This is a genomic window from Sphingomonas sp. PvP056, assembly GCF_040549155.1.
Lineage (GTDB): Bacteria > Pseudomonadota > Alphaproteobacteria > Sphingomonadales > Sphingomonadaceae > Sphingomonas.
The window spans coordinates 37,910-64,236 of record NZ_JBEPST010000007.1; the positions used below are offsets into that span (position 1 = coordinate 37,910).

Here is a 26,327-nt window from a genome sequence, read left to right on the forward strand (position 1 = left end):
ATGGCCAGCAAAATGCATCAATCCGGACTTGAACTCACCGCCCCTGCGCAGAAGGTGACGTGCCTTGGCATAGAATTCGCCAGCGATGACGACCGTCGACAACATTTCAGAGAGCGGCTGCGCGAATACCTTGCCGATCCTACGTTCCGGGCGGTGCCGAACTTTCCGCAAGGATTGGACGATGCGATCATCCGCATGTCTGATCCCCCCTTCTATACGGCTTGCCCGAACCCGTTTCTCCCAGAGATCATAGCCTACGTCGGAACGCCGTATGATCCGACGATGTCTTATTCGCGGGCGCCCCTCGCTATCGACGTGACCGTGGGAAAGACGGATCCGCTCTACAGGGCACACGGCTACCACACAAAAGTGCCGCATCAAGCTATCGTGCCATCGATCCTACATTACACCAGTCCCGGAGACGTCGTTCTCGATGGGTTCGGAGGTTCAGGTATGACTGGAGTCGCGGCCTCGTTCTGCGGCACGGCGCCAACTAGCTACAGGACCATTCTCGAAGCCGAGAATGACGTGGACGGTCGGCCAGCACCGACTTGGGGTGCTAGGCACGCAATCATCAACGACCTATCACCGGCGGCGTCCTTCATCGCGGCTAATTACGTCAATCCAATAGATATTGATAAATTCGAAAGAGCAAGTAAACGTCTCCTTTCAGCAGCCCGTGATGAAATAGGCTGGATGTACGAGACAGAGGGCAAGCACGGACAAGCAGAGATCGACTTTACAATCTGGAGTGAGGTCTTCGTATGTTCGTCTTGCACCAATGAGATAGTTTTTGCGTCCGCGGATCGCGCTGAGCAGGATGAGGGTCGCGCCCGACTTGTATGCCCCAGCTGCTCAGCAGAGGCGAGAAAGGAAGAACTCGAGCTCGCGACGGAACAGTATCTGGACCCTGTAACAGGTAAGTCGGACTGGCGCCCCCGACGCGAGCCGGTTGGCATTGTCTACAAGCAGAAAGGCAAGGCGCTCCGAAAAGAGTTAGACGAACAGGATCGCGATCTGATTCGCAAGGTCAGTGATCTAGCTATTCCATCCGAACTCCCCACGCTTCACCTGAACAAGTCTAAGTCGTCCTACGAAGGACGTATGAGAACTACAAATACTCAAGCTATACCCCAGTTTTTTGTACCTCGCGCTGCTCACGCACTCGCCTGTCTGTGGAGACTCTGCTCTCAGGAACAAGATGATCGAACCCGAAACGCTTTACTCTTTGGAGTGGAGCAAGCGATAATCGGTATGTCGGTACTTAATCGATATAGCCCGACGCACTTCTCACAGGTTAATCGCGCCTTAAACGGTGTGTTCTATGTCGGGTCGCAGCATTCTGAAGTCAGCCCATGGTACATCCTCGAAGGCAAGTTCACTCGGCTGATTTCTGCATTTCGGGCGTTCCGGCCAACCTATGGCAACGTGGCCGTGTCAGTTGGATCGGCAGCGAGCATCGGAATTCCTGAATCGTCCATTGACTACATCTTCACCGACCCTCCGTTCGGTGGGAACATATGCTATTCTGCCCTAAACTTCGTGGTAGAAGCGTGGCACGGCGTCATAACCAACAATGTCGATGAAGCGGTGGTTGACAAGTATGTCGATCGGTCGCTGATTCACTATCAGTCTGCAATGCAAGCGTGCTTCTCCGAGTACTTTCGAGTGCTCAAGCCTGGTAGATGGATGACGGTTGTCTTCTCAAACAGTCAGGCTTCAGTTTGGAATACCATCCAAGTTGCACTTCAGCAGGCCGGCTTCGTGGTCGCCGAGGTTACCGCGCTTGATAAGAAGCAAGGTAGCTTCAAGCAGGTCACGTCGACGAACGCTATCAAGCAGGACCTTGTTGTGTCTTGTTACAAGCCGAACGGCGGTTTGGAGGATCGTTTCGAGGAACGCGGGCTAACAGAAGACACTGCTTGGGACTTCGTTCGTACGCACTTGCGGAACCTCGCCGTCGTCAAGCGCAACAAGGAGGGTGGCATGGACGCGGTCGCCGAGCGCGACCCACGACGCGTTTTCGACCGCATGGTCGCGTGGTTCGTTCGTCACAACACCCCGGTTCCAATATCGAGCGCCGAGTTCCAGGAACAGGTTGTCGCTCGGTTCGTCGAGAGGGATGGCATGCTCTTCCTCCCCAACCAGGTAGACGACTACGATCGCGTACGGCTTACCGTGGCGGTTGCGCCTCAGCGCGAATTGTTCGTGGACGACGAGCGGTCGGCCATCGACTGGTTGTCCGACCATCTCAAGGCAAAGCCGTCGACTAGACAGGACATCCTTCCCGAGTTCATCAAGAAGATGGGCGCTGGCTGGCGCAAGCACGAGACCAAACCCGAGCTGTCAGATCTGCTCGAAGGCAACTTCCTCCAGTATGACGGGTCAGAACAGGTCCCGCCGCAGATTCACGGCTACCTGTCGTCTAACTGGAAGGAACTGCGCAACCTCGACAAGGGTGACTCAACGTTGAAGGCGCGAGCCCGCGATCGCTGGTACGTACCCGATCCCCGTCGAGCCCAAGATGTCGAACGCCGGCGAGAACGAGCGCTGCTCAAGGAGTTCGAAACTTACAAGGCGCACCGCGGCAGGCGCTTGCGCGAGTTCCGGCTTGAGGTGATGCGTGCCGGCTTCAAAGCCGCGTATGCAGCTCGCGATTATCAGACGATCATCGATGTCGCCGAAAAGGTGACGGAGGATGCTTGGCAGGAAGATGAGAAGCTGCTCACCTTCTACGAACTCGCAGCGAACCGCATCCAGTCCGGCCGATGAACACGGCGGGGGCCACGGAAGGATCGATTGCATCGGTCGGAGCATGGCTTTGGCATGCTCCGACCGGTCAGTCCGCTCGCGTCCTGTCGATCGAGACTGCCTGGGGACATGAAGCGGTAACGGTCTGGCTGCTGCGCGACGGGAACGTTGCATCTGTCCCTTCAGGCGAACTCGAGCGCGCTTCACCAGCAGACGGTCTTGATGCCTTCATCCATCGGATCGCCGCTGCCCGTGTTCAGGAAGCGTTGGCTCAAGATGTGCTGCTGGCTCCGCTACGCTCAATCGTGACGCCTCTGCCGCACCAGCTCTACGCACTCGAACGGGCCATGGGAGAACGTAGAGTCCGCCATCTATTTGCGGATGAGGTCGGGCTCGGCAAGACGATCGAGGCGGGATTGGTCATCCGCGAACTCAAACTGCGGCGCATCGCCCAGCGTATCCTAGTCGTCGCACCTAAGGGACTTACGCCGCAATGGCAGGCTGAGATGCGTCTTCACTTCGGCGAGACATTCCATGTCGCCGACCCTTCATCGATGGAGGGCAGTAATCATGGCAGCGACAATCCATGGACCAACCATGATCAAGTCATCTGCCCGCTGGATAGCGTTAAGCCGATCACCCGGCGCCGTGGCTGGTCGCACGAGAGACTCGCTGCGTACAATCAGCGCCGTTTCGAGGATCTCGTCACGGCTGGTTGGGATCTTGTGGTCGTCGACGAAGCCCACCGCTTGGGCGGCGCAACGGATCAGGTGGCTCGGTACCGGCTTGGGGCAGCACTCGCCGACGCTGCTCCAAACCTCCTACTTTTATCCGCAACGCCTCACTCGGGCAAAACTGAACAGTTCCTGCGGATCATGAGGCTCCTCGATGGTGAGGCATTCCCCGACGAGACGAGCCTGACACCAGATCGCGTTCGCCCGTTCGTCGTTCGAACGGAGAAGCGTCTCGCGATCGACAACGAGGGCGCTCCTCTATTCAGGCCGCGGCAGACACGGCTCGAATCTGTAGATTGGCTGCCGCGCCACACGCCTCACCGTGACCTATACGAAGCCGTCTCCGATTATGTCCGCCACGGCTACAATCAATCACTGAAATCGAAGCAACGCCACATCGGCTTCCTTATGGTACTGATGCAGCGATTGGTCACGTCGTCCACGGCCGCCATCACAGCCACGCTCACCCGTCGCCTCGCCGCGCTGTCCGAACCCAATCGGCAGCTCGCGTTGGGCGCGGATTTGGATGACGAAGATCTGAATGACCTCGACGCCCAGGAGCGGCTTGAGGAAATGATCGACTGGCCCGGCTGGCAGAGCGAGAAGGCTGAGGTCCAGATGCTTCTTGACCTGGCGCTGCGTGCTCGCGGCATCAACGATCCTAAACTCGACGCGTTGTTGACGATCATGCGCCAAATCGAGGTTGAGGAGGACGATCCAGACTTAAAGGTACTCATCTTCACTGAGTTTGTACCCACCCAGGAGATGCTGGCGACGGCCCTTCGTGATCGGGGCATCAACGTCGCAACCCTGAATGGGCAGATGCCTCTTGATGATCGCATCCGCGCGCAGGAGGAGTTCCGCAGCCAAGCTCGCATACTCGTCTCGACCGACGCCGGCGGTGAAGGCCTGAACCTGCAGTTCGCACACGTCATCGTCAACTTCGACATGCCATGGAACCCGATGCGCATTGAACAGCGGATCGGGCGCGTCGATCGCATCGGACAGGGTAAGACCGTGCGGGCATTCAACCTGCAACTGGCTGATACGGTCGAAGCTCGTGTCCGGGACGTACTCGAACAGAAATTGGCAGCGATCGCCGAGGAGCTTGGGTTCGACAAGGCAGCGGACGTCCTCGACTCGTCCGAGACAGAAGGTGCGTTCGACACCGTCTATCTCTCCGCTCTGGCCGGCGATGCACTCGACGGTACGATTGACCACACGCTCGAGAACCTTCGAGCCAAGATTGCGGACGAGAAGCGCAACCGTGAGATGCTTGCGGGACATAGCATTCTCGACCCAAAGGCAGCTCGCGATGCTAGGCAACATCCGATTCATCATTGGATCGAGCGGGCCGTCATCGCAGGCGTGCGCGACAGGGGCGGTGACATCCAGCGCGATGGCGAACGTATGAGCATACGTTGGCCGGGGGAAACACCAGGCATCCTGACCAGCAGCCGCTCGGCTGTCGATCATGCATCAGATCCTGATGCTGCCACCCTCTCGTTGCAGGACGAGAGGGTCAGGGGATTGATCGATGACGTTCAGCGGGCGACGACCAACTTCGCCTCCGTGCATCTCAGGGTACCCGGGCTTCCCAGCAGCATTGCCGGCATATGGGCGCTTTGGAGAATCGGGATCGCCACTGATAGCCGCAGGCACAGGTACGCTGCAACGTTCTGCCAAGGCGCGCGAACGTTCGGACCCGCTGGATCTAGGGTCTGGGACGAACTCCTGTCACGTGAAGACGTAGAACTGGTAGCGACCACCGAGCGGGTCGAAGTCGACCGCGACGGGGCTCAGCCGATTCTCCGCCCCGTCTACGAGCAGCTGGTTCGCGAGCAGGATAAGGAAACGGCGGCTGCGAGAGAGCGCGCGACCACCTCATTTGAGGCTCGCCAGCGAGCTATCGGCCGTATCGGGCTTGAGAACGTGCGTTCGCATCGTAGGCGCAAGCTGGAAGAGGCCCACGCAAATCGGCTCGCCCAAATCGAGGCAATAGCAAAGACGCTGCCGACGCTTGAGCTTATCGCTGCCGCTCAGGTCGAAGCGGCATGAGAGCGAAATGGTACGAGCGCCTGACTGAAAAGATTATACCGGAGCGATCGCGGCTCTGGACAGTCTTCGATGCCGACGGGCTCTTCTTGGAACCGGCAGTAAGCAGAATCCTGGCGGCAAGGGGATACGAACTCGTCACTATCGATAACCAGTTCCGCTTCCGGTACGAATATGAAACTCAGTTCTACGGATCTGACACCGCGAAGTGGATCGTGCACGTACCGTGCGACGATGAGGCATCGGCGCCGTTCGACGTACTCGAAGAAAGTCAGGTGCTCCACGTCAACGTGGCCGATCTGTTCGAAAACCTCGATCCGAACGTAGTAAAGGCAATCGGTACGGAGAGGTTCGACGATCTAGATGCAGCCTACGGCTTCCAAATTCGGACGCGTCTGTCGTCGGAAGCGACGAAGGATTTCATCTCCGCCAACCTGTTCCGCTTCTCGCCAACGTTGATCAGAAGCGCCGTCGACTTCTGGGTGGCCAGGTTCGATCTTTTCTTCGATGGAATGCGCCTGCCGACGGTGCTCGCAGAGCGCGCGACCGCGATCATGGCCGTTCCGCCCGATCTCTCGCGCGACGAAGCAGTCAAGATACTCGTCGACGACGCTCTGTTCGTCGATCGTGTCCAGAAAGACTGGGATGCCTATGTTTCCGCTCTCGTGGAGGATCAGCCTCCAGCGCCTCATTCGATCCCGGTAGAGCAGCCGCGCATCCGCCGAAGCCTAGACACCATGGTGCTTGATGGTGTCGTGAGACCCGCCGTCGCCTCGGATGCTAGCCAGAGACTTCCTGGTTGGGTGCTCCCGCTCGTCGTGGCCGATCCTGCTGCGCGTCGCCGCCTACTCGAACGACGCATCGACGAGGCGATCGCCGACGTCCCCGAAAGAGACGCCGACCACCGGACCTGGTTCGCCTTCGCGCGCCGCTACGCCACCATCGTATCTGACCATCACGGGAACGCGCACGAAGACAGATCAGCTATCACTCAGCGGATCTCGGGGCTCCGGCGCGCTGCTGACGAACGATTGCGCGAATGGCTTCCACTCAAGTTCGATACCCTGGCATCGACATCCAGCGTGCGGGCGCCAGTCATGGTCCACCAGGTCGCGCGACATATCGAGCACCGTCGGTCATCTACTAACGATCGGACAGCTCTCATCGTCATGGATGGGCTTGCGCTTGACCAGTGGCTTCAGCTCGAGCGCGAGACGGCGAGGGCAATCCCTTCCGCGTTGATCGATTCCGGAGCAGCCTTTGCCTGGCTTCCAACCCTCACTTCCATCTCTCGGCAATCGATCTTCGCCGGCGCGGTCCCGCGGACCTTCGCGACCACGATCAGATCGACATCGGCCGAACCGCGGCTGTGGCAGCGGCTATGGACCGATGCCGGACTGGCCAGCAATAAGATCTTCTATAGAAAAGGGATCTCGAGCCGGGCATCGGTCGACGATCTGGTCGGCGAACTGGCCAACCAGCCTGCCATCGTGGGGATCGTAGTCGACGTAGTGGATCGCATGATGCACGGAACGGTACTCGGAAAAGCAAACCTTTCGGCACAAATCGACCATTGGCTCGGAACCGGTGCCTGGACCACCCTGATCGAATGGTTCCTCTCGAACCGCTACGACATCTTCGTTACGGCGGATCATGGCAACACTGATGCAGTCGGCATCGGCCGGCCGAACGAAGGGGTCGCCGCGTTAGAGCGTGGTGAGCGAGTACGAATTTATGACTCGCTAACGCTCCGTGAGACTTTGTTGACGTCGTGCTCTTCGGCATTCGCTTTCGATCCCGCCGGCATTCCTGCCGAACTGCTTCCGGCTTTCGCAGGATCGGGCAATGCCTTCATCAACAGCGGCGAACACGTGGTGACGCACGGAGGCGCGTCCCTTGAGGAGCTGATCGTCCCTTTCGTACGAATCAGTAGGAAGGAAAGCGCGTGACAACGAGACGCCCGCGCATCGGCATGGATCGATTCATCTCAGCCGAGTGGATGGACATCGCGGCCGAGGCTGTCCGCGGCGAAGTCAGCATGGCGGAGCTGGAGGCTCGGCTACAACTCGACATCTCGGCGGCTAGCGTACGCGTCAAGACGCGCGGCATTCTCTCCCGCATGTGGCTATCTTCATCTGCCGCGCAGATCGGAGTCGCAATGGAAGCGGCATCGATAATTCGCCGCGAAGGCGATGCGGCCAAGCCGGCAGCGTACTGTTCAGTAGCGATCGCCGCCTATCCGTACTTCGCTGAAGTCCGCGAAACCGTGGGGCGGCTACTCCGCACCCACGAAACCTGCACAGCTGGCGAAATCCACCGGCGAATGTTCGAACGACACGGCAAGCGGTCCACGATCGATCAGGCGACCAGTTACACCTTCAAGACTATGCTTTCTTGGGGACTCTTGACCAGATCAGCGGATGGAAGATTTCTCCTTCCAACAGATCTGACCCTTAGTCGCGACGGCTTCGCGCTGATCAATCAGGCGGCGAGCATATATCGCCAGAGCCCACAGGAGCTGGCTTCAGGCGAACCACTCCTCACCGGCTTCAGACGGTCTTGGGTCTAATGGTAGCTGAATGGGTCTAATATCGCCTCAGAAAAGGACGGCTGTTTCAGTTAGTTGTGCGTTATGCGGCCTGCTGATCAAAAATATAGAACAGTCCGGGCTGGCGAGACAGGCTGATCTGGTCATTCCAGCCGAACTCCTTGACCGATCGGCGCAAAGCGCCAGTTGGTGCGGTGATGATCACGTCTTTGGCAAAGCTATTGCGCCGTGAGTCACGATATGACAGGTTCATGGTTCGTTCCGGGGATGCGTGACTATGGCCGACGGCAGTGCAATCGAATGGACTGACGCTACGTGGAACCCAGTGACGGGCTGCACGAAGATCACGGCCGGCTGTGACAACTGCTACGCCGCCCGCTTCTCGGAGCGCTGGCGTGGCATACCCGGCCATCCGTTCGAGCACGGCTTCGACCTGACACTGCGGCCAGAACGCATCGATCAACCGCTCAATTGGAAGCGGTCGCGCATGATCTTCGTCAACTCGATGAGTGACCTGTTCCACAAGGAGGTCCCGCGCGAATTCGTCGACCGGGTGTTCGACAGCATGGAGAAGGCCGACTGGCACGTATTCCAGGTGCTCACGAAGCGCAGCTCGCTGATGCGGGACTACCTCAAGCGCCGGTACCGCACCGTGGTTCCGCCGCCACACATCTGGCTCGGCGTGTCTGTCGAGGACAGCCGGAGCAGCGCTCGAATAACGCATCTTCGCCAAGCTCCCGCCGCGGTGCGATTCCTGTCCGTCGAGCCACTAATCGGCTCCGTTGGCCCGGTCGACCTGTCCGGCATTCACTGGGTCATCGCCGGCGGCGAGAGCGGGCCGGCCGCTCGACCGATGATGATAGAATGGGCCAGGGAGATCCGCGACCAATGCGCGGCGCAGGACGTCGCATTCTTCTTCAAGCAGTGGGGCGGCATCCGTCCGAAGACGGGGGGGCGCGATCTTGATGGGCGCGAATGGAACGAGCTTCCCGTCCCTGTCGCGTCGCGAGCCGCCTGACGATGCCAGACATCGCCAACTATGGAGGTCGCGAACAGGCATTCATCAAGCACCATTTCCTCGCCAACTACGTCGATCAGCTCGTCTTCAAGGTCGGTAGCCGACGCGACATCGTGTACGTAGATGGTTTCTCCGGTCCATGGCAGGACCAAGCTGATCGGTTCGAGGACACCTCCTTCGGCATCGCCCTGAGAAGCCTTCGGCGAGCCAAGCAGACGTGGAAGGACATGGGCCGTGGCGACCGTACGATGCGGGCATTGCTCGTCGAACGAGACCCTGACGCATACGCGCGGCTCCAAAAAATCGTGCCGCTCTATCCGGACATAGACATCCGGACCTTCAATGGTGACTTCGTGAAGTTCGTTCCCGACCTTCTACGCGCCATTCCGGCAGACGCCTTCTCTTTCGTGCTCATGGATCCGAAGGGCTGGAAGATTGATATGAAAGCAGTTGCGCCGCTCCTTCACCGACCGAACAGCGAGGTCGTGTTCAACTTTATGTTCACGATGATCAACTGGTCCGCCTCGATGCCGAACGCTGCCATCCAGGCGGGCCTGGAGGCGCTAATGCCGAACACAGACTGGAAGCCGCGACTGGATGGGATCTCAGTCGCGTTCGGTCAGTCAGTGGCGGACGCGCGCAAAGCCGTGCTGGTTGCTGCAATCAGCGAAGCGATCGGCGGCCTAGGCGGGTACCCCTACGTGATGGAAACGCCAGTCCTCTTCCCATTGAAGAACCGAACGTACTACTCGCTGATCTATGCCACCCGCAGCACCAAGGGCGTGGAGGTGTTCCGAGACTGCCAGAACAGTTCGCTCAAGGCACAGGACAAGGTGCGTTCCGATTTGCAGTCTGCCAAGCGGGACGAGCGCGCTGGCATGGTTGACATGTTCGGGGCCGCGCCGACCGGTGACGAATTCGCGGCACGGTGGCTGGCCGAGCAAGAGAGAGAGGCGCGCGCCGCGCTCATTGACGGCATTCCGGAAGCGCCGCGAACCGTCACCTACGGTGAACTGTGGCCTCGCATTCTTGCGAAGTACGGCGTCCGCAAGACGCGACTGGGTCGCATCGCGGCGGAATTGAAGAGCTCTGGCGAGATCGACTTCCTTGACTGGGGACATCGCAAGCAGGTGCCAGACGACACATATAGGATGTCGCGCGGCATAAAAGTCGACCTCTAAAAGCACGGATAGGCGACGCACTCTACGTCATCCGGTTGCGACAGTGGTTCTGTGAGTTCGATGAATTACGCGGTGTCAGTGCGACTGCCCAGCGATTGCTGGAAGTGCCTCCCAGGTCGAAACCGAGTTCCTATGGAGGTGGATTTCTCAGTCATTCAAAGAAGGCATCCTGTTCGACGCGTTCAATGGACGGCGCGACGGATGAGAGGACCGCTCAAACCCGAACGCAAAGCCAAGTTCGGGACGCCAATTCGATTATGTAGCTGATTCGCGATCTGCGCCCGCTCGTGCTGCAGGCACCCTTCGACCAATACGCCTTCGCCAGCAGATATGCCGCAGGATTGAGGACGACCGAAGACGACTTCGATACGTTCGACGACTACCACATCCAAACGTTCGTCAACTACGCGGCCGGCGTCATCGCTGCGTATGGGGCGGTCATCAACCTGCACTTCGCATCGACGGGCCGATTACCGCCATGCTCCTTCGCCTCAGAACTACGATGTTGGTGCGGTTTTGCACAATCGGCAGCGTGATCCCAATTACTTGTAGCAGTGTCATGAAAAAGCAGTGTGCTTGAGGGCGATGGCGCGCAACGGGCAAAAGCTGCGAGTGTCACAACCGAACGAGGCTGTCGAAAAACGGCTGCTTGGGAGCGGCGTGGCAGATGGCTGGTGACGTCGGCATTCGGGAAGTTGGGCTGCGTATCATGCGGCATTCCGAGCGAGCAACTTGAGGTTGTAGGCTGCGGCGGCCAGGCGTTGCCTCCACGTCGAGGGTGCAGTCAGTGTCGAGGTCAGCAGCAGGTTGATAGCGTAGCCGTACCGTGCCGGCCCGTGCTTGCAGGTGAGCGCCGCCTGCGGGTCGGTCGGCGAGATGCTTGCCAGCTCTACGGATGCCGGCTCGTCCGGACTGGGCGGAAACGCGGGATCGAGCGCCGCGGGATACTTGGTGCTGGCCGCGAGACGCTCTCCCGAGCACGCAGTTCGTCAACTGCGGCGGTACCCTTCAGCTTCTTCTCCCGGCTGACACCGGCCATGATCGTGCCGCCATCTACCGCTACGTCCCGTCCCGCCACCAACCTGGCCGCGGCGCACTTGGCGACCACCTGCTCGAACAGCAGACGATGCAGGTCGCAGGCCCGGAAGCGACCGGGCCGGTTCTTTGGGTAAGTTGAATGATCAGGTACCCGATCGGCCAGATCGAGACGACAGAACCACCGGTAGGCGAGGTTGAGGTGCACCTCTTCGCACAAGCGCCGTTCCGAGCGGATACCGGATAGGTAGGCGACCAGCAGCCTCCGCAGCATTAGCTTCCATCAGTGATGCCGTCGGTGAGCCCGTTAATCGTGACCGGCGCGCGGAACTTGCGGAAGTTGTTGGCGGTGATGCGCCGCAGCTTCAGGCTCACGAAGTAGCACCTCGAACAGGCGTTCAAGCGCGCGATTGGCCAGCGCTGCACCCCCCTCCCCTGCCCTCACTTTCGCGTAGAGCTTGGCGGCTGCGGCGCCGAGCATTCCCTCCCCTGCCAGCGACGCGAGATCGTCATCGCTCGGCCTGGTGACTAGATCGTCGGCGCTGAGATCAAGATGGCGGAGCCGGCTCCGCAGATCATGTTCTATTTTGTCTAGGATGGCGACGCGATCTGTCATGTTGGTGATGCCCACTAACGAAAGCTGAAGCAGCGTTGCGGCGAGATCAACCTCGCCCATCAAGCGCTCCAGCTCCGCATCGAAACTGGCTGTGTCACTGACCCGCCATTCTCGGATCAGCCACTGGTAGCGGCCGGTTCGGATTGGGGTGACCTGGGCCCCCTCCCCCCTCCGAAATCGACGAGCAAAACGTGTCCGGGAACATCGCGCTGGAAGCGGTCGGTCTCGCGTTCCTGAATGCCAAGTACGGCTACCAATTTCGAGGATGCCGCGCCAACCCCCAGCGCGAGATAGTTGAGATCAGAACGTTCGGCGCGGTCGGGTGGGACCTGATTGTGCGCCTCGCCTCGCGATCTGAAATCCCTGATTGAACCTTGCGCAAGACTGATACGAACGCGCGCCCTCGGCGTGACCATCGTATCGAAATCGGCAGTCGGATCGTCGAGGTAGTGCCGGTGCGTGAGCGGTGCCGGCAGCAGCTAAACGCCGTCCTCCATCTCCTGCGGATCGGGTTCTGTCAAAATAATGACGTTGCCAGTTCGACGAGCCCTCACCCGGTCCCACAGACCACCGTTGCGCGCATAATCATGGTTGCCTGACAGCAGCCACCAGCGGCAGGAATCGCGCTCCATCCGGGACAGTGCCTGGACGATGGTTCGGTCTTCAGGGCATTCGGTATCGAACACGTTGCCAGCTACCAGCACGTGGCCGGCATCATGAACGCGAGCGGCTTGACCAATGGCGTCGATCGCATCGAAGCGGGCTTCGATAAGAGCCACCCTGACGTCGAGTTCTAAGCAACCAAACGCCTTGCCGAGTTGCCAGTCGGCACTGTGCAGAACGCGCACCATTCACCACCTTGCCGGCGTCTCGCCTGCTCCAGTTTCTATGGAACGTCTAGCGAACAGTCGGGGTGCGAGGAAGCTTCCAGATCGCTGCCCAGGTACTCCCCCGTAGTTTACACCCTCGTGATGGCTATTTGCTCCCCAAAACGGATCAGACAGAGAACATGGACTTTCGTCATCGGGAGATAGTTAGCATTCAAGCGCGCTGACTCGCGCGCTTAAGTCACTGCGGAAAAAGGAAAATGGCGTGCTCTTCAACGGATGACTTTGGGCCCGGATCTAGGCGAATCTTATGCGGATTTGACAGCACACCTTACGCAAGCTGCGCTTGCCGTTTTCGGGGGATTTCCGCCATTTTTCGAGCCCTCCCGAGGTGATCCCAACAGAGTTGCTTTTGATCCCAACCGACTTTCGGGCAAGAAACCGCAGAAAAACGCCATTTTTGCTGGGATCGGATGGGATCACATTTTTCCGGTTTCCGACCGGCTGACCGTTGCAATACCAAGGGTGACTGCCCTATTGTAGCAGCGTCTCAGAGCCCACCAGCCTCCCTGCTAGGAGGTTGGTTTGAAGATACCCTACGTCCAAAGAACCGTCCGGTTCGACCCGCAGCAATACGCGCGGCTGGAAGAGCTTGCCACCAAGCATTCCAGGTCGATGGCCGAGGTCATGCGCCTCGCGATTGCCCATTATCTTACCGGTGAACAGAAGCGCACCGAGAGCCAGCTTCGGCACCTTCGCGTGACCGAATATGTGCAGGTCGCCCTCGACGCGATCATTCGGGAAAACCACCCGGAACTGCGCGACCAGCTGATCGTCGAAACCGACCAACGCGTGAGGCGCTACCATGGCGCGTGATGACCCCCAGAAGCCGCCCGAGGAGCCCCGCAAGGACATCCGAAACGACCGGCGTCCAATTCCTCAACAGCACCATTCTGCGCGCGGTGATGCACCCCGCAATTCGGGCAATTTCACCCGTGGGAGCCAGCTCCTCAACACACAGGTCCTCATGTGGCTCCAGGGCATCAAGATGCCCGTCTACATGTGGCTCGGCGTGTTCGCGATCGCGTACTTCACGATCCTCTCGATCACCCTCGACGAGAACAACGTCCAGCTGATCTGCATGCGCATTCTGTCATCGCTTTGGGACTGGATCTCCTTCGACGAAATGAAGCAGGTCAACCTGCGCTTGCCGAACAATGCCGTGCGGCACACCTACATGGGCTACGTGCCCTATGTGCCGGAGGTGATCCTCGCCTGGCACAAGGCTGTGAGAGGCTTGCTCGGTTCAGTCGCAATCGCCTCCTGCATCACGGTCCCGCTGTCGATCTGGTACATCGATTTCTCGGCCCGACGCGGCAAGGCGATGATCCAGGAGCGGCACGAGCGCGGCGCCATGCTGGTCGACCGCGACCTCCTCTATTCTGAGATCGCTCAGCACAACAAAGTCGAGTTCGTGAAGGAGGCCACCAGGCTGTTCCCGGGCAAGACACCCGACTACGTCCTCAGCCTTAAATTCAAGGCGCGGAAGGCGGGGGGCGTCCACCATCCGTACAGCGTCGCCGGCATTCCCTTCCCGCACCGCCTAGAGCAGTCCCACTTCATGACGCTGGGCACTACCGGCTCGGGCAAGACAACCGTCTTCCGAAAGCTCCTGGCACAGATGCGGGAGCGCGAGGACACGGCCGTCGTGTTCGATCTGACCGGGGCCTATGTTGAGGCCTTCTACGATCCCGAACGGGACACGATCCTCAACCCGGCCGATGCCCGCTGTCCGGCCTGGACGATCTTTAACGACTGCCATTCCTACAGCGATTTCACAGCTGCAGCCGGGGCGTTGATCCCGTCGGATGGCGGTGCCGCGGACCCCTTCTGGGCACTCGCTGCGCGCACCCTTTTCATTGAGATGTGCATGAAGCTCATCGAGAAGAAAATGACCTCGAACAGGGCGCTCGCGGACAACCTGATGACCGCCGACCTGAAGCTAGTCCACAAGCACCTCGCCAACACCATTGCCGACCCGATCACCGCCCCCGAGACGGCGAAGATGGCGGAGTCGATCCGCGCCGTTTTCAACACCAACGCACAAGTGCTGCGCTTCCTGCCGGACGACGGTCCGCAATACTCGATCCGGGACTGGATGACCTCCGAGAAGAAGCCTGGCTCGATCCTGTTTATCACCTCGAACTACACCGATCTCGAGATGAACCGAGCGCTGCTCACGCTGTGGTCGAACCTGGCGATACATTCGCTCATGACGATGAAGAAAACCCGCGATTTGCGCACTTGGTTCGTGTTTGACGAACTCGGCGCACTGCATCGCCTGCCGGCAATCGAAAGCGGCCTCCAGACCGCCCGAAACTTTGGCGGCGCGATGGTCCTTGGGCTCCACTCTTTCGACAAGCTGATACAGGTCTACGGCGAGGAAAATGCGCGCAACTTATCGTCGCTGGCGCGGACAAAGCTGATCCTCGCCGCGGCCGACCTCGACACCGCGGAACAGGGCTCCCGCTACATCGGTAATCGCGAGATCCGGCAGATGGATGAGGGGTATAGCTACGGCTACAATAACACCCGCGACGCTTCGACCCTGACCCCTCGTAAGCAGATCGAGCCGCTGGTCATTCCAGACGACATCATGAACCTGCCCAGCCTGCACGGTTTCGTAAAGTTTCCAGACGGCTTCCCCGCCGCACGCGTCCGGCTCGAATGGGAGCATTATCCGACCGTCGCCGAGGGGTTCATCCGGCGCAAACCCGGCACGCCGGACGTGCCTGATAAGCCTGTTCGCGGAGGAAGTGGCAAGCCGCAAGGTGGTGATGTTGATGTTGGTCGCGGTGATCTGCCCGTGATGGTTGAGGAGCAGGTGGCACCCGCCAACGAGGCGAATGATTTTGCGGCCAACATCCTGTCGCAGCCGACTGAAGGCGAGGTCGACAATTCGCGGGACGGGATGGCGATCGAGGCGACGGCCCGTAGCGAACCACAGGTGATCCTCGCCGACATGCGGGATCGATCTGATCGCGATCATCGTGATGAAGGCACAAAGCCATCGGAGGGTCAGGCGGCGCTCTCCCGGAGCGAACATCGCGAGCAGAAGGATAATGCGGCGCAGGAGGCTGAGCGCTCTGAAGACCTGTCGATCCGGGAGGCGCGCGACGCCTTCCCGGACGACGGATACGGGCTGTAACGATGCTCTCGATGGCATCCGTCAAATCGGCGTCAGGGGCCGCCAATTATTTCGGCAAGGACGACTTCGTCAGCGGCGAATATTACACCGACGAGAAGGCCGGCGAGGTCAGCATATGGGGTGGCGAGGGTGCGGCTGCAGCCGGGCTTGGCGGGACAGTCTATAAGGAGACGTTTGCTAAAGTCCTGAACGGCGAACTGCCTTCCGGCGATCGAGTCATGGACCAGCGCGAAACGCGCCGACCCGGCTACGATCTGACCTTTTCCGCACCGAAGTCGGTGTCGGTAATGGCCTACATCGCCGGTGACAAACGCATCCTCGGACCAGACGGCGCACACACCAAGGCGGTCCAGCAGACGATGGCCTGGGTGGAGAAGAACCTCGCTGAAACCCGTATTACCAAGGACGGCAAAACCGAGACGGTGAAGACCGGAAACTTGGTCTATGCACTCTTCCAGCATGATACGAGCCGCGCGTTAGATCCGCAGGCGCACATTCACGCAATCGTCGCGAACCTAACTCGGGGACCGGACGACAAAATCCATGCCCTGCACGCCGACCGGATCTGGTCGAGCAACACCGTCATCGGCTCGATCTATCACAGCTTCCTTCGGAACGAGATGGAGAAGCTCGGATACCAGGTTCGACAGGAAGGAAAGCATGGCACCTTCGAAATTGTCGGGGTTCCGAAGGAGGTGCTTGAGACGTTCAGCCAGCGTCGCGAACAGATCATGGAGAAGGCGGCCGAGCTCGGGATCGTCTCGCCATAAGGGCGGAACAAGGTCACGGTCAATACGCGCGATCCGAAGCTGAATGTGGAGGACCGCGACGGTTTAGTCCTGGACTGGATGAGGAAAGCCGCAGAGCACGGCTTCGATGGAAAGAAGCTGCTCGAAGGCGCGCTGAAGGCCTCAGCGGAACGAGAAGACGCAGGTCCGATCGGGCGCAGCTACCAGGTGATCGCAGATGCCGTCAGTGTCGCCCGTGAGACGGTTTCCGGCCTGCTCCGGTCGCCCGATCCGCTTGTTGATCGGGGCTTCGTCCGTTTGGCACAATCCACCGGCCAGGCGAACGCGCAGCTCGCAGTCGCATCGGCGATCCGCATCCTAGGCCAGCGAGAAGCTGCATTCGAGGTCGACCAAGTCAGCAAGAAGGCGCTCGACCTGGGCCTGAAAGGCGTGACGATCAATCACGTCGAGACCCGGATCGAACAGCTGCTGGAACAGGAGAAGCTCCTCGCCGGACAGATCGAGGTGAAGGGCCGGATGGTCGACGCCGTGACAACCAAGGAAGCGCTCAAAACCGAAATATCGATCCTATCCATGGTGGACGCAGGGAAAGAGAAAGCTACCCCGATCGTCGCCGCTGCGGATGCGCCGGACCGGTTGCAGGCGGCCTCCCCGTTCGAGTTGAACGCCGGCCAGCTCGCCGCAGCGACATTGCTGGTATCGAGCACCGATCGCATCGTCGTCGTCCAGGGCGTCGCCGGCGCCGGCAAGTCGACCATGCTCCAGGCGACTGCAGCCGTCGCGCGCGAGGAAGGCAAACGCGTGCTCGGCCTCGCCTTTCAGAACAAGATGGTCACCGACCTGCGGGAAGGCCTGAAGCCGCGCGAAATGTCAGTCGACGATATGAAGTCGGCCGGCATCGAGGCTCAGACCATCGCTTCCTTTATCTGGGAGAACCAGAAGCACGTTGCGAACCCGAACACCCCGGAAGCGCAAGCCAAGCGTGCCGAGATGAAGGAGACCCTCATCGTGATCGATGAGACGTCGATGGTGTCCGATACCGATATGCTGAAGCTGCTTACCATCGCCGACGCGCTCGGCAACCAGCATCTCGGCGAGATCGGTGATCGCCAGCAGCTGCAGCCCATCGATCGCGGCAAGTCCTTCTCCGCGCAGCAGGCTGCCGGCGTCACCATGGCGCGAATGGATGACAACATCCGTCAGCGTACCGACCAGCTCCGCACCGTCGCGGCCCTGACGAATGCCGGCAAAGCATCCCAAGCGCTGAGAGTGCTTGGAGACAAGGTCGTCGAGGACGATAACCCGGCCGAGAAGGCTTCGGAGCTGTGGCTGGCGCTGTCGCCCGAGGAGCAAGGTATCACCGCGATCTTCGCCTCCGGCAAGGAGGCACGCGCCACCATCAACAAGACCGTGCAGGCGGGGTTGATCGCGGACGGCACGCTGAAGGGCGAAGGGTTGCTCCTTACTGTCCACGAGACAGTCAACCTAACCCGGGAGGAGTTGCGCTATGCGCACGTCTACAAGCCGGGACAGATCCTTCACGTCCAGGGGAACGTTGCCGAGCTGGGGCTACGGCACGGCATGTCCGAGGTGCAGCGTGTCTTTGCCAATGGGAAGGTCGAGGTCGAGAGCAACGGCAAGCGGATCAGGTTTAATCCACAAAAGGTCGATCCGCTGATCGACCGCGACCGGATGCAGCTGACCACGCTTGAGACGGTCAAGATCCACGAAGGCGACCGCGTCCGCTGGACCGCGAACGACAAGAACCGCGGCATTAACAATGCGGCGATGGCCACCGTCACCGCGATCGAGGGCGGCCGGGTCACCGTCGAGCTGGCATCCAAGGAGGCGCTGACGCTTGAAAAGGGCGATCCGATGCTGTCGCGGCTCGACCTCGCCTATGCGCTAAACGCGCACATGGCGCAGGGCGTGACGGCCGACAAGGCGATCGGCGTGATGCACAGCTATGAGAGCAACCTCTCCAACCAGCGCCTGACCAACGTCGTCGTCACCCGCGTCCGGGATGACCTCATCATGGTGGTCGATGACCAGGAGAAGCTCGAACGCCAGCTTGACCGCAATCCTGGGGACAAGACCTCTGCGCTGGAAAGCCTCGGCCGGCTCGACATCGACGGGTCCGGCGCGAAAACAAAATCTGCCGATGACGCGCTGAGCAAGGCGATCGACGGCCTCGACAAGGCGGACAGTGAGCCGATCCTGATCGATCCGGCCAGCCTCGACATGACCGACCTGCCTCCAATGGGAGAGTCCACCACGGACTATTCCGACGTGAGAAACTTCGATCGCGATATCCCGCCGATCAAGGATAGCGACGACGCGGATCGCCACGACGACCGACCTGATCGCAAGGACGATGAGCTCGGGATGCGCCCGCTCGACATGGACGACCTCAGTGCCCTGCCCGCGATGCTCGCTTCGAATGAGCAAACCCGTGGGCTGCCTGAGAAGAACCTCAGCCTGGATATGTGAGCACCGACATGCCGATCGAAACTAACACTCTCTCCGCAAAGGCCCTGTGACCATGGACAGGAATATTGCCATCCTGGTCGCCCTGCTCGGGGTCTTCATGATGTTGAAGGCGCTGTCTGGTGGCGGCGCCGGCTTCGGCGAGAGGCGGCCGCTTGCCAAGCGGTTCATGACACCTCGCGAGCTTGCGATGCTCGACATTCTAGAGCGATGCCTGCCTGAGTACCGTTTCCATGCTCAGGTGGCGATGGGCGCAGTATTGAAGGCCCCTCCCCGGCTGATCGGTAAGAGCCATCCCGCTGATCGCAACGCCTTCTCCCAGAAGATCATCGACTTCGTCGCGCAGGACCGCGTGACCGGGGCGATCGTCGCGCTGATCGAGGTCGACGATGCAAGCCATAATGTCCAGCGCGACAGCAAACGCGACACGATGACGGGCCACGCAGGCTACCGCACGATCCGCATCGGCCGTGGGGTCCAACCCCGCATCCATGAAGTCCGCGCTGCGATCGCGCCTCTATTCCAACAACACGAATTGCACGGGAGCAGCCGGACATGAACGCCAATGGACTACAGGTGCCTCTCGACGAGGCGCCGAGGCTCGCGGACTTGCCCGACGACGATCTGGCCAACGAGCTACGAACGCAGTCCTTCCACTTGATGCTGGCTCACCCGATCGCCGCTGCGCATCTCGTCCTCGCAGCCGCGTCTATCGCGCCGACGTGCGACGCAGAGCGGGAAGTCGCGGATGAGTTTTCCTACGTCATCGTGGATTTTGCACAGCAGCTTGGTGTTCTTCGCCAGCGTGCGGCCGCCCGTCGCGAGCAGGAGACGAGGAGTGCTGCAAATGGGCATTGATGACCGGGGCTACATGCGCGAGCGCTATCGCGCACGACAAGGCCAGGCGGGCGCTTCGACGTGGTGGAACGATCGTAAAAGCCGGCGGGAGCTCGGCAGCAACGAAAAAGCAGTCCCGCTGGGGAGCGCAAGCTGGATCGGCGGTGGAGGTAGCGGGACAGGGTCAGGGGGTGGTTGGTTCGATGCGGCTGACCGGCATAACAATCCATGCCAACGACGGGGAAATTGGCCGATCATGGACGGAGCGAAGCAGATGCTTTGCCGCGACTGGCCGATGGTCCACTGCGACACCGCTTGCTTCAGGGGTGCCCCCCCTACCCTTGCCCACGAAGCTGGCGGCGAAGACGTCCTATGGGGCGACCAGGAAAGCGATTATGGCGACGACTAATAGGGCTGCGGCGGTCTACAACGGGCGCGCACGCCCCAAACCGACACTGATACCAAACCCCGAAGTCCGATGCCCATGCTGCGCTGACATCGTCGCGCATCTCCCGCCGCCATGGACCATTCAGTCATGCCAGAGGTGCCGGCGTCTGCTGACACTCGTTCGAATGGTAAGGCGACCGACGCACTACCAGCTGCGCAATGTCATCGACGTAGCGGGCGCGATCTACGGCACAATGACGATGCTGCTAGTCTTGTCATTTGTGCTCTCAGAAATGAATCCCCGGACCTTCGCGAAGGCCGTGACGATCCTCATGTTTATCATCGGATCGCTCCTCATGGTGGACGGCGCTCTGAGCTTGAGAACGGCTATCGATCGAACATGGATGACCACCCGATACGGAACCGCCGCGCGGGTTCTAGGGGTCGGGAAAACGATCGCGGGAACGACGGCGATCGGGCTGGCTGTAATCGGCCTGCACCTTTGAAGACCACCTTCGCCTTTGAAGGACGCGCAAAGACGGGCGATCTACTGTTCAATTAGGTGTAATTTACGATCCTTTTAATATTAAAACGGTCAAGGAAGGTGATGATTAGTAGCGTGTTCGAAGATCGACGTCATGGTTGAGCGCCTCGATGCCAAGCGCTTCGATCGCCAGGTCCAGGAATCCCATCATCGACAGATGGGGTGGCTTATCAGCCGGACGCAGAACAGCCGCAACGCGCACATCATCTTCATAGGCGACGATGACAACGACATAGCCGTTCGGCGCCGCCACGAAGGTGTGGTAGCCGCGGATGCCGGGCGAGTACGTCAATCCAGCAGCACCGACCACGTACCGGACCTTGAACAGGCCCGACAAGCCGGAGTCGACAAGCGGCGTGGTAGCTTGAAACGTCACACCGTTGGCTTGGCGGTCTCTCGGCGCTCCGGCCTCGACAGATGGAGTTGCACAAACGAATGAATAACCCGCGACCGGCTTGTCAATGATGCCCTCTACAATGAGGCTGAGGTCCTCTGCCCCGATGTCTCCCTCCGCGACAGTGACTCCGGTCTGCCATCCCAGAGCGATCATGCCCCATTCCGCCGAGCATTCATCACCCGGCTCTTCCGGTCCGGCCTCTGCGTCCCTGAACCAAATGATCCTGTCGGCACTCACTGCCAGATAATCCACACCCTCAGTCGGCAAACAGCAACGGCTCGCTCATTAACAGCCTCCATATTCGATCACTTTAACACTTCTTTCAACGTGAGATGGATTGCGGATGAATATTAATGTGACGTGATAATGGGTAGGCTACGATCGGAATAGGTCACCTTCGATGGCCTGAAAAATGGCCATGTTTATGACCGCTGCCCTAGCCTGCCCTGTTCGCTTCGCGACTTGGTCAACGCGCTCCAGGAGGTCGGGCGCGATCGTCAAAGTAATCTGACGCTTGTTACCTTTCTTGATCCCCTTCTCGTACTCCCGCGCCTCTTCCTGCGGCGCAGGCGCAGGCGCAGGCGCAGGCGCAGACGCAGGCGCAGAAGTCGGAGCAGCATCCGGAGCGCCGCTGATGAAAGCGTCCTGCGCAGCGATTTTGGCCGCGTTGGCGACAGGTCTGGGGCGCGGAGTGATTGCCATGTGGTTGGCTCCTATCAGGATCGCGGCTGGATATTAAAAAGGGATGCAATCAGCGTGTCGAGTTCGGACGCAGCCTTGGTATCCTTGACTGGCATTTCCGACACGGCCAGTCCCGCGCCACCTGCGTTGCTGAACGCTTTGCGACGACGGATCGGATGCGGGAGGTACTCAAATTGAGGAAAGTCCTTTACCGCTGCTGCCGCTTCAGTGTTGTCGGTCGACTTTTCTCCTGGATCAGCTTGGTTCATCACCGCGAAACAGCGAAGCCCGTCTCGGACGCTTTGAGCTTCATCAATAAGGGCTGCCATATCCTCAAGAGCCCAGACGTCATACGACCGAGGAGCAAACGGCACGAGCAGAACGTCGGAGAGAACGAGCGCGGCCCGCAGGGCAGTAGAGTCTCGACCACCGGCATCGATGATGATGTCCTGCCACTTGTCCCGCTGCTGCTGAATTTGGGCACGCAGTCCCGGACCGTCAGGATATTGGGCGCATGCTATGCCGGGAAGACGATCGGCTTGGGCACGGGCAGCGATCGCAGCGGCCGCAGTACCTTGACGATCTCCGTCGACCAGCCAGACATCTCGGCCTGCCATTGCACGCGCAATCGCTATCTGAACGGCCAAGGTGGTTTTCCCTACGCCGCCCTTTGTATTTCCTATCGTGATAATCACGGACGCACCCCATAAGGATATTAATTCCACTTACGTACCGCAGCGCTATGGCGCTGTCAAAGGTGAAACGGTAAAGCACGGTTGATGGATATTAAAACGACATGTGAAACCCATTACGGCGGATGGAGCCAAGTGCCTTTTCACCTGCCTTGGGTAGCATCCGTACTATTAAAGTGAGGCGACGGGCAGGTTTGCCTTTCAGCCGAAGCTAAGGTTGGGGCAGGGGGTGTCTTATGCTTTAGAGTCCGATCGGAGATCCTAACGGAAGCCTCAGCGTCCCAGATCATCGTCAAAGTGATCTGACGCTTGTTACCTATCTTGATCCCCTTCTCGTACTCCCGCGCCTCTTCTTGCAGCGCAGGCGCAGAAGTCGGAGCAGCATCCCGGAGCGCCGCTGATGAAAGCGTCCTGCGCAGCGATTGTTGGCGACAGGTCTGGGGCGCGGAGTGATTCCCAAGTGGTTGGCTCTATAAGGATCGCGGCTGGATATTAAAAAGCGATGCAATCAGCGTGTTGAGTTCGGATGCAGCCTTGGTATCCTTGGCTGGCATTTCCGACACGGCCAGTCCCGCGCCATCTGCGTTGCTGAAGGCCTTGCGACGACGGATCGGATGCGGGAGGTACTTAAATTGAGGAAAGTCCGTCACCGCTGCTGCCGCTTCAGCGTTGTCGGTCGACTTTTCTCCTGGATCAGCTTGGTTCATCACCGCGAAACAGCGAAGCCCGTCTCGGACGCTTTGGGCTTCATCAATAAGGGCTGCCATATCCCCAAGAGCCCAGACGTCATACGACCGGGGAGCAAACGGCATGAGCAGAACGTCGGAGAGAACGAGCGCGGCCCGAAGGGCAGTAGAGTCGCGACCACCGGCATCGATGATGATGTCCTGCCACTTGTCCCGCTGCTGCTGAATTTGGGCATGCAGTTCAGGACCGTCAGGATATTGCGCGCATGCTATGCCGGGAAGACGACCGACTCGGGCACGGGCAGCGATCGCAGCGGCCGCAGTACCTTGACGATCTCCGTCGACCAGCCAGACATCTCGGCCTGCCATTGCACGCGCAATCACTATCTGAACAGCCAAGGTGGTTTCCACACGCCGCCCCTTGTATTTCCTATCGTGATAATCACGGATGCAATGTAAAAGGATCTTAAACCCACTTACGTACCGCAGTCCTCTGGCGCTATCCGGGGCGAAACGGTAAGCACTGTTGATGGATATTAAAACGAGATGTGAAAGACATTACAGCGGATGGAGCCAGTGCCTTTTCGCCTGCCTTGAGTAGCATCCGCACTATCAATGTGACGCGACGGGCAGGTTTGCCTTTCAGCCGAAGCTAAGGTTGGGGCAGGGGGCGCCTTATGTTTTAGGGTCCGATCAGAGGATCCTAACGGGAAGCCTCAGCGTCTCAGATCGTTGGCATGATCCATTACGCTTTTCTGGCCGAAATGGTGGAGCCAGAGGCGTGCGCCGAGTTCGGCGGTTCGATCTGGGGAGGACCTGACCGTCAGCCACTTGAGCGTGGTTGGATGTAGGCCAGCATCAAATAGCAAAAAGCCGTCCGCAAGACAGCAGGTGTCGGCTTGGATGCCGCAGACCAGCACGCGCTGCACCCCTGCGTTTTTCAGATGGTCAATAAGTTCGCCGGGCGGCGCAAAGCCGTGTTTCACAAACACCTTGTCGGTTGCCACAAGCGGGTCGTCATCCAATGACGGTATCCATCCGAGCTGTCGCCAGAATGGCGTCACGTCCTCAACGTGTCGCTCGACCGTGGCGATCGAGTGCATCGTTTGCGCAAGTTGCTTGATGCCGTCTATCTGCCACCGAGGCGGGTCGAAGCACGACCGAACATCGACGACGAGAAGAGCCTGTTTCATATGGCAGCGTACCAGAAGGAACGATGCCACATCACTGCGACGGTCACACTCCCATTTCTGGACCCCGATCGGGGTGGTTGCGGAGCTTGGTGAAGGATTTTGACGATCCTCTCATCGGACCCCATTTTTGAGGCCAGTCTCGGGTGAGTGATCGGCTTTCGGCAGTCGGCGATCGCGAGCAATCTTTGCGAGTAGGGTGCGGCTGCAGCCGGTCGCATGCATAATCTCGCGCCAACTGCGACCGTTATCCAACAGCGACGAAATCGCGGCATTGCGGGTCTTATTCGGTGGACGGCCCTTATAGAGGCCCGCAGCCTTGGCCTTGGCGGTGCCATCTGCCTGGCGGCGGCGACGATCCTCATAATCCTTGCGCGCTACGGCCGCGAGGACATCGAGCATCATAGCGTTGACCGCAGCGAACATACGCTCGGTGAACTCGTCCGCCGGTGCGGTCAGGGTCCAAGATGTCGGCAAGTCGAGTGCTACGATGCGAACGTGCTTGGCGTCTATCATGCCACGTAGGCGAAGCCAGTCGGGGGCGGTGAGACGGGAGAGGCGGTCGACCTGCTCCACCAACAGCACGTCACCAGGCTCGCAGTCGCCAAGCAGACGGAAAAGCTCCGGCCGGTGCAACTTGGCCCGCTCTCATTTTCGACGTAGCGCGCCGCGATCCGAAGCCCACGCTCGACGGCGAACGCGTTGAGTGCTCCACGCGCGCGCGATGCGTCCTGCTCGGATGTGGATGCGCGGAGGTAGGCACGGATGAACATGGTCCAGTCTTTGATACGTGGTATCCAAAAGTCCAGTCCTTTTTACGGCAGGTGGTAGCATATAAAGCACCAGTGTCAGGCTAGTCCCCAAAAGGTATACCCTAAAGGAACCCGATTCGCACCTATCTGGGCGAATTGGGAGCAGCAGGACATTAACGCACTCTTTTGCCACAAAAGGCGCGAGATGACACGGATTGACCAGGATTGCTGCCCCGCTTGTAAGCGGCTAATCAGCGAAGATGATGCTGTGAGCTGAGGTGGGTGCCGTCATGACGTTACAGATCAATATAACGCCGAACGGGCGCATGAGCCTGCCGGCCGACGTCCGGAAAAGGTTGGGTCTAACTGACGGCGGTGTGATCTATCTCGATGAAACTGAAGACGGGGTCGTTCTGCGAACCGCGAACCAGGCAGTGGCGAGAGCGCAAGAGCTGGCCAAGCGATATACCGGTGAAAATCCCGATGCTTCGGTTGACGCTTTTCTCAACCGGCGTCGCGAGGACAGCGGCGAATGACCGTAGTGCTGGACGCGTCCGCGCTCATCGCCATGATCAAGGGTGAGAAGGGATCCGCGAAGGTTGCAGCTGTCATCGCCGAAGCGCGGGTAAGCAGCGTGAATTACGCAGAGGTGGTCACCCATTTCATTCACGCCGGAATGCCCGAGCGGGAAGTCGATGCCATGCTCGACCCGTTGCCACTGACCGTGGTGCCGGTGGACAAGGTTCTGGCGCAAATCGCCGGGCGGCTGCGCGCCATGACGGCCGAAGCGGGGCTTAGCCTTGGTGATCGCTTTTGTTTAGCACTGGCGCAGCGGGACGGGTTGCCGGCATGGACCAGCGACCAGAACTGGAAGAAGATCGCCGACGCCGTCGAGGTCAAGGTTGTGACGATCCGGTAGCGTCGTACGACCACGCGTCTGCTCCTTACGCAT

Annotated in this window: 23 protein-coding genes and 2 pseudogenes; 15 read left to right on the forward strand and 10 right to left on the reverse strand. The window is 59.6% G+C overall.

Going from position 1 to position 26,327, the window contains the following annotated elements; all coding sequences use genetic code 11:
• The 4 genes from ABIC17_RS15970 to ABIC17_RS15985 are packed head-to-tail and all read left to right on the forward strand — an operon-like array spanning position 1 to position 8,109.
• A complete protein-coding gene (locus ABIC17_RS15970) occupies positions 1-2,772 on the forward strand; it encodes a DNA methyltransferase (protein ID WP_354283445.1) in 2,772 nt (923 codons plus the stop codon).
• Positions 2,769-5,543: a DEAD/DEAH box helicase gene (locus ABIC17_RS15975; protein WP_354283447.1), complete on the forward strand. Its 2,775-nt coding sequence runs from the start codon at positions 2,769-2,771 to the stop codon at positions 5,541-5,543. The genes ABIC17_RS15970 and ABIC17_RS15975 overlap by 4 nt, the downstream gene beginning before the upstream one ends.
• Positions 5,540-7,489, forward strand: a complete 1,950-nt coding sequence (gene pglZ, locus ABIC17_RS15980; RefSeq protein WP_354283449.1) for a BREX-3 system phosphatase PglZ — start codon at positions 5,540-5,542, stop codon at positions 7,487-7,489. Before ABIC17_RS15975 ends, pglZ begins: the two co-directional genes overlap by 4 nt.
• Before the next feature lie 23 nt (positions 7,490-7,512).
• A complete protein-coding gene (locus ABIC17_RS15985) occupies positions 7,513-8,109 on the forward strand; it encodes a hypothetical protein (RefSeq protein ID WP_354283451.1) in 597 nt (198 codons plus the stop codon).
• Between the two features lie 61 nt (positions 8,110-8,170).
• Here the strand turns inward: ABIC17_RS15985 and ABIC17_RS15990 are convergent, their stop codons facing one another.
• Positions 8,171-8,341 carry a hypothetical protein gene (locus tag ABIC17_RS15990; RefSeq protein ID WP_354283452.1) on the reverse strand — a complete coding sequence of 57 codons (171 nt, stop codon included), beginning with the start codon at positions 8,339-8,341 and terminating at the stop codon, positions 8,171-8,173.
• A 24-nt stretch (positions 8,342-8,365) separates the two neighbouring features.
• Between ABIC17_RS15990 and ABIC17_RS15995 the strand changes: the two genes are divergently transcribed.
• Both ABIC17_RS15995 and tcmP read left to right on the forward strand, forming a co-directional pair.
• Complete coding sequence (locus ABIC17_RS15995; RefSeq protein WP_354283453.1) at positions 8,366-9,106, forward strand: DUF5131 family protein; 741 nt, start codon at positions 8,366-8,368, stop codon at positions 9,104-9,106.
• 2 nt (positions 9,107-9,108) lie between these two features.
• Complete coding sequence (tcmP, locus tag ABIC17_RS16000; protein WP_354283455.1) at positions 9,109-10,287, forward strand: three-Cys-motif partner protein TcmP; 1,179 nt, start codon at positions 9,109-9,111, stop codon at positions 10,285-10,287.
• A gap of 749 nt (positions 10,288-11,036) precedes the next feature.
• Here the strand turns inward: tcmP and ABIC17_RS20285 are convergent.
• Together ABIC17_RS20285 and ABIC17_RS16010 are read right to left on the reverse strand one after the other, a co-directional pair.
• Positions 11,037-11,602, reverse strand: a pseudogene (locus ABIC17_RS20285) (transposase); the annotation flags it as partial.
• A gap of 27 nt (positions 11,603-11,629) precedes the next feature.
• Positions 11,630-11,998, reverse strand: a complete 369-nt coding sequence (locus ABIC17_RS16010; protein ID WP_354283456.1) for a hypothetical protein — start codon at positions 11,996-11,998, stop codon at positions 11,630-11,632.
• A 131-nt stretch (positions 11,999-12,129) separates the two neighbouring features.
• On the opposite strand from ABIC17_RS16010, the gene ABIC17_RS16015 reads away from it, so the two are divergent.
• Positions 12,130-12,309, forward strand: a complete 180-nt coding sequence (locus ABIC17_RS16015; protein WP_354283458.1) for a hypothetical protein — start codon at positions 12,130-12,132, stop codon at positions 12,307-12,309.
• A gap of 108 nt (positions 12,310-12,417) precedes the next feature.
• Here the strand turns inward: ABIC17_RS16015 and ABIC17_RS16020 are convergent, their stop codons facing one another.
• Positions 12,418-12,789: a metallophosphoesterase family protein gene (locus tag ABIC17_RS16020; protein WP_354283460.1), complete on the reverse strand. Its 372-nt coding sequence runs from the start codon at positions 12,787-12,789 to the stop codon at positions 12,418-12,420.
• Between the two features lie 561 nt (positions 12,790-13,350).
• On the opposite strand from ABIC17_RS16020, the gene ABIC17_RS16025 reads away from it, so the two are divergent.
• From ABIC17_RS16025 to ABIC17_RS16055, 6 genes and pseudogenes are all read left to right on the forward strand, one after another.
• The gene (locus ABIC17_RS16025; protein ID WP_354283462.1) at positions 13,351-13,641 is read left to right on the forward strand and encodes a ribbon-helix-helix protein, CopG family; all 291 of its coding nucleotides are present in this window, start codon (positions 13,351-13,353) and stop codon (positions 13,639-13,641) included.
• The gene (locus tag ABIC17_RS16030; RefSeq protein ID WP_354283464.1) at positions 13,631-15,973 is read left to right on the forward strand and encodes a type IV secretion system DNA-binding domain-containing protein; all 2,343 of its coding nucleotides are present in this window, start codon (positions 13,631-13,633) and stop codon (positions 15,971-15,973) included. The genes ABIC17_RS16025 and ABIC17_RS16030 overlap by 11 nt, the downstream gene beginning before the upstream one ends.
• A 2-nt stretch (positions 15,974-15,975) precedes the next feature.
• Positions 15,976-19,212 (forward strand): annotated as a pseudogene (gene mobF, locus ABIC17_RS16040) (MobF family relaxase).
• 52 nt (positions 19,213-19,264) lie between these two features.
• Complete coding sequence (locus ABIC17_RS16045; protein ID WP_354283856.1) at positions 19,265-19,768, forward strand: DUF2726 domain-containing protein; 504 nt, start codon at positions 19,265-19,267, stop codon at positions 19,766-19,768.
• A complete protein-coding gene (locus ABIC17_RS16050; protein ID WP_354283470.1) occupies positions 19,765-20,067 on the forward strand; it encodes a hypothetical protein in 303 nt (100 codons plus the stop codon). Before ABIC17_RS16045 ends, ABIC17_RS16050 begins: the two co-directional genes overlap by 4 nt.
• Positions 20,068-20,687: 620 nt before the next feature.
• Entirely contained in the window at positions 20,688-20,939 is a 252-nt protein-coding gene (locus ABIC17_RS16055; RefSeq protein ID WP_354283471.1) for a hypothetical protein, read from the forward strand.
• Between the two features lie 105 nt (positions 20,940-21,044).
• Here ABIC17_RS16055 and ABIC17_RS16060 read toward each other — a convergent pair whose 3' ends face one another.
• From ABIC17_RS16060 to ABIC17_RS16085, 6 genes are all read right to left on the reverse strand, one after another.
• The gene (locus tag ABIC17_RS16060) at positions 21,045-21,626 is read right to left on the reverse strand and encodes a hypothetical protein (protein WP_354283473.1); all 582 of its coding nucleotides are present in this window, start codon (positions 21,624-21,626) and stop codon (positions 21,045-21,047) included.
• 123 nt (positions 21,627-21,749) lie between these two features.
• Entirely contained in the window at positions 21,750-22,076 is a 327-nt protein-coding gene (locus ABIC17_RS16065) for a hypothetical protein (protein WP_354283475.1), read from the reverse strand.
• Positions 22,077-22,090: 14 nt separating this feature from the next.
• On the reverse strand, positions 22,091-22,750 hold the full coding sequence (locus ABIC17_RS16070; protein ID WP_354283477.1) for an AAA family ATPase: 660 nt from the start codon (positions 22,748-22,750) through the stop codon (positions 22,091-22,093).
• 467 nt (positions 22,751-23,217) lie between these two features.
• Positions 23,218-23,844, reverse strand: coding sequence for a chromosome partitioning protein ParA (locus ABIC17_RS16075; RefSeq protein ID WP_354283479.1), 627 nt, complete (start codon positions 23,842-23,844; stop codon positions 23,218-23,220).
• Positions 23,845-24,149: 305 nt separating this feature from the next.
• A complete protein-coding gene (locus ABIC17_RS16080; protein WP_354283481.1) occupies positions 24,150-24,626 on the reverse strand; it encodes a cysteine hydrolase family protein in 477 nt (158 codons plus the stop codon).
• Positions 24,627-24,737: 111 nt separating this feature from the next.
• On the reverse strand, positions 24,738-25,259 hold the full coding sequence (locus ABIC17_RS16085; protein WP_354283483.1) for a recombinase family protein: 522 nt from the start codon (positions 25,257-25,259) through the stop codon (positions 24,738-24,740).
• A 406-nt stretch (positions 25,260-25,665) separates the two neighbouring features.
• Between ABIC17_RS16085 and ABIC17_RS16090 the strand changes: the two genes are divergently transcribed.
• Together ABIC17_RS16090 and ABIC17_RS16095 are read left to right on the forward strand one after the other, a co-directional pair.
• Positions 25,666-25,911: an AbrB/MazE/SpoVT family DNA-binding domain-containing protein gene (locus ABIC17_RS16090; protein WP_354283485.1), complete on the forward strand. Its 246-nt coding sequence runs from the start codon at positions 25,666-25,668 to the stop codon at positions 25,909-25,911.
• Positions 25,908-26,294: a type II toxin-antitoxin system VapC family toxin gene (locus ABIC17_RS16095; protein WP_354283487.1), complete on the forward strand. Its 387-nt coding sequence runs from the start codon at positions 25,908-25,910 to the stop codon at positions 26,292-26,294. The genes ABIC17_RS16090 and ABIC17_RS16095 overlap by 4 nt, the downstream gene beginning before the upstream one ends.
• Positions 26,295-26,327: the final 33 nt, after the last annotated feature.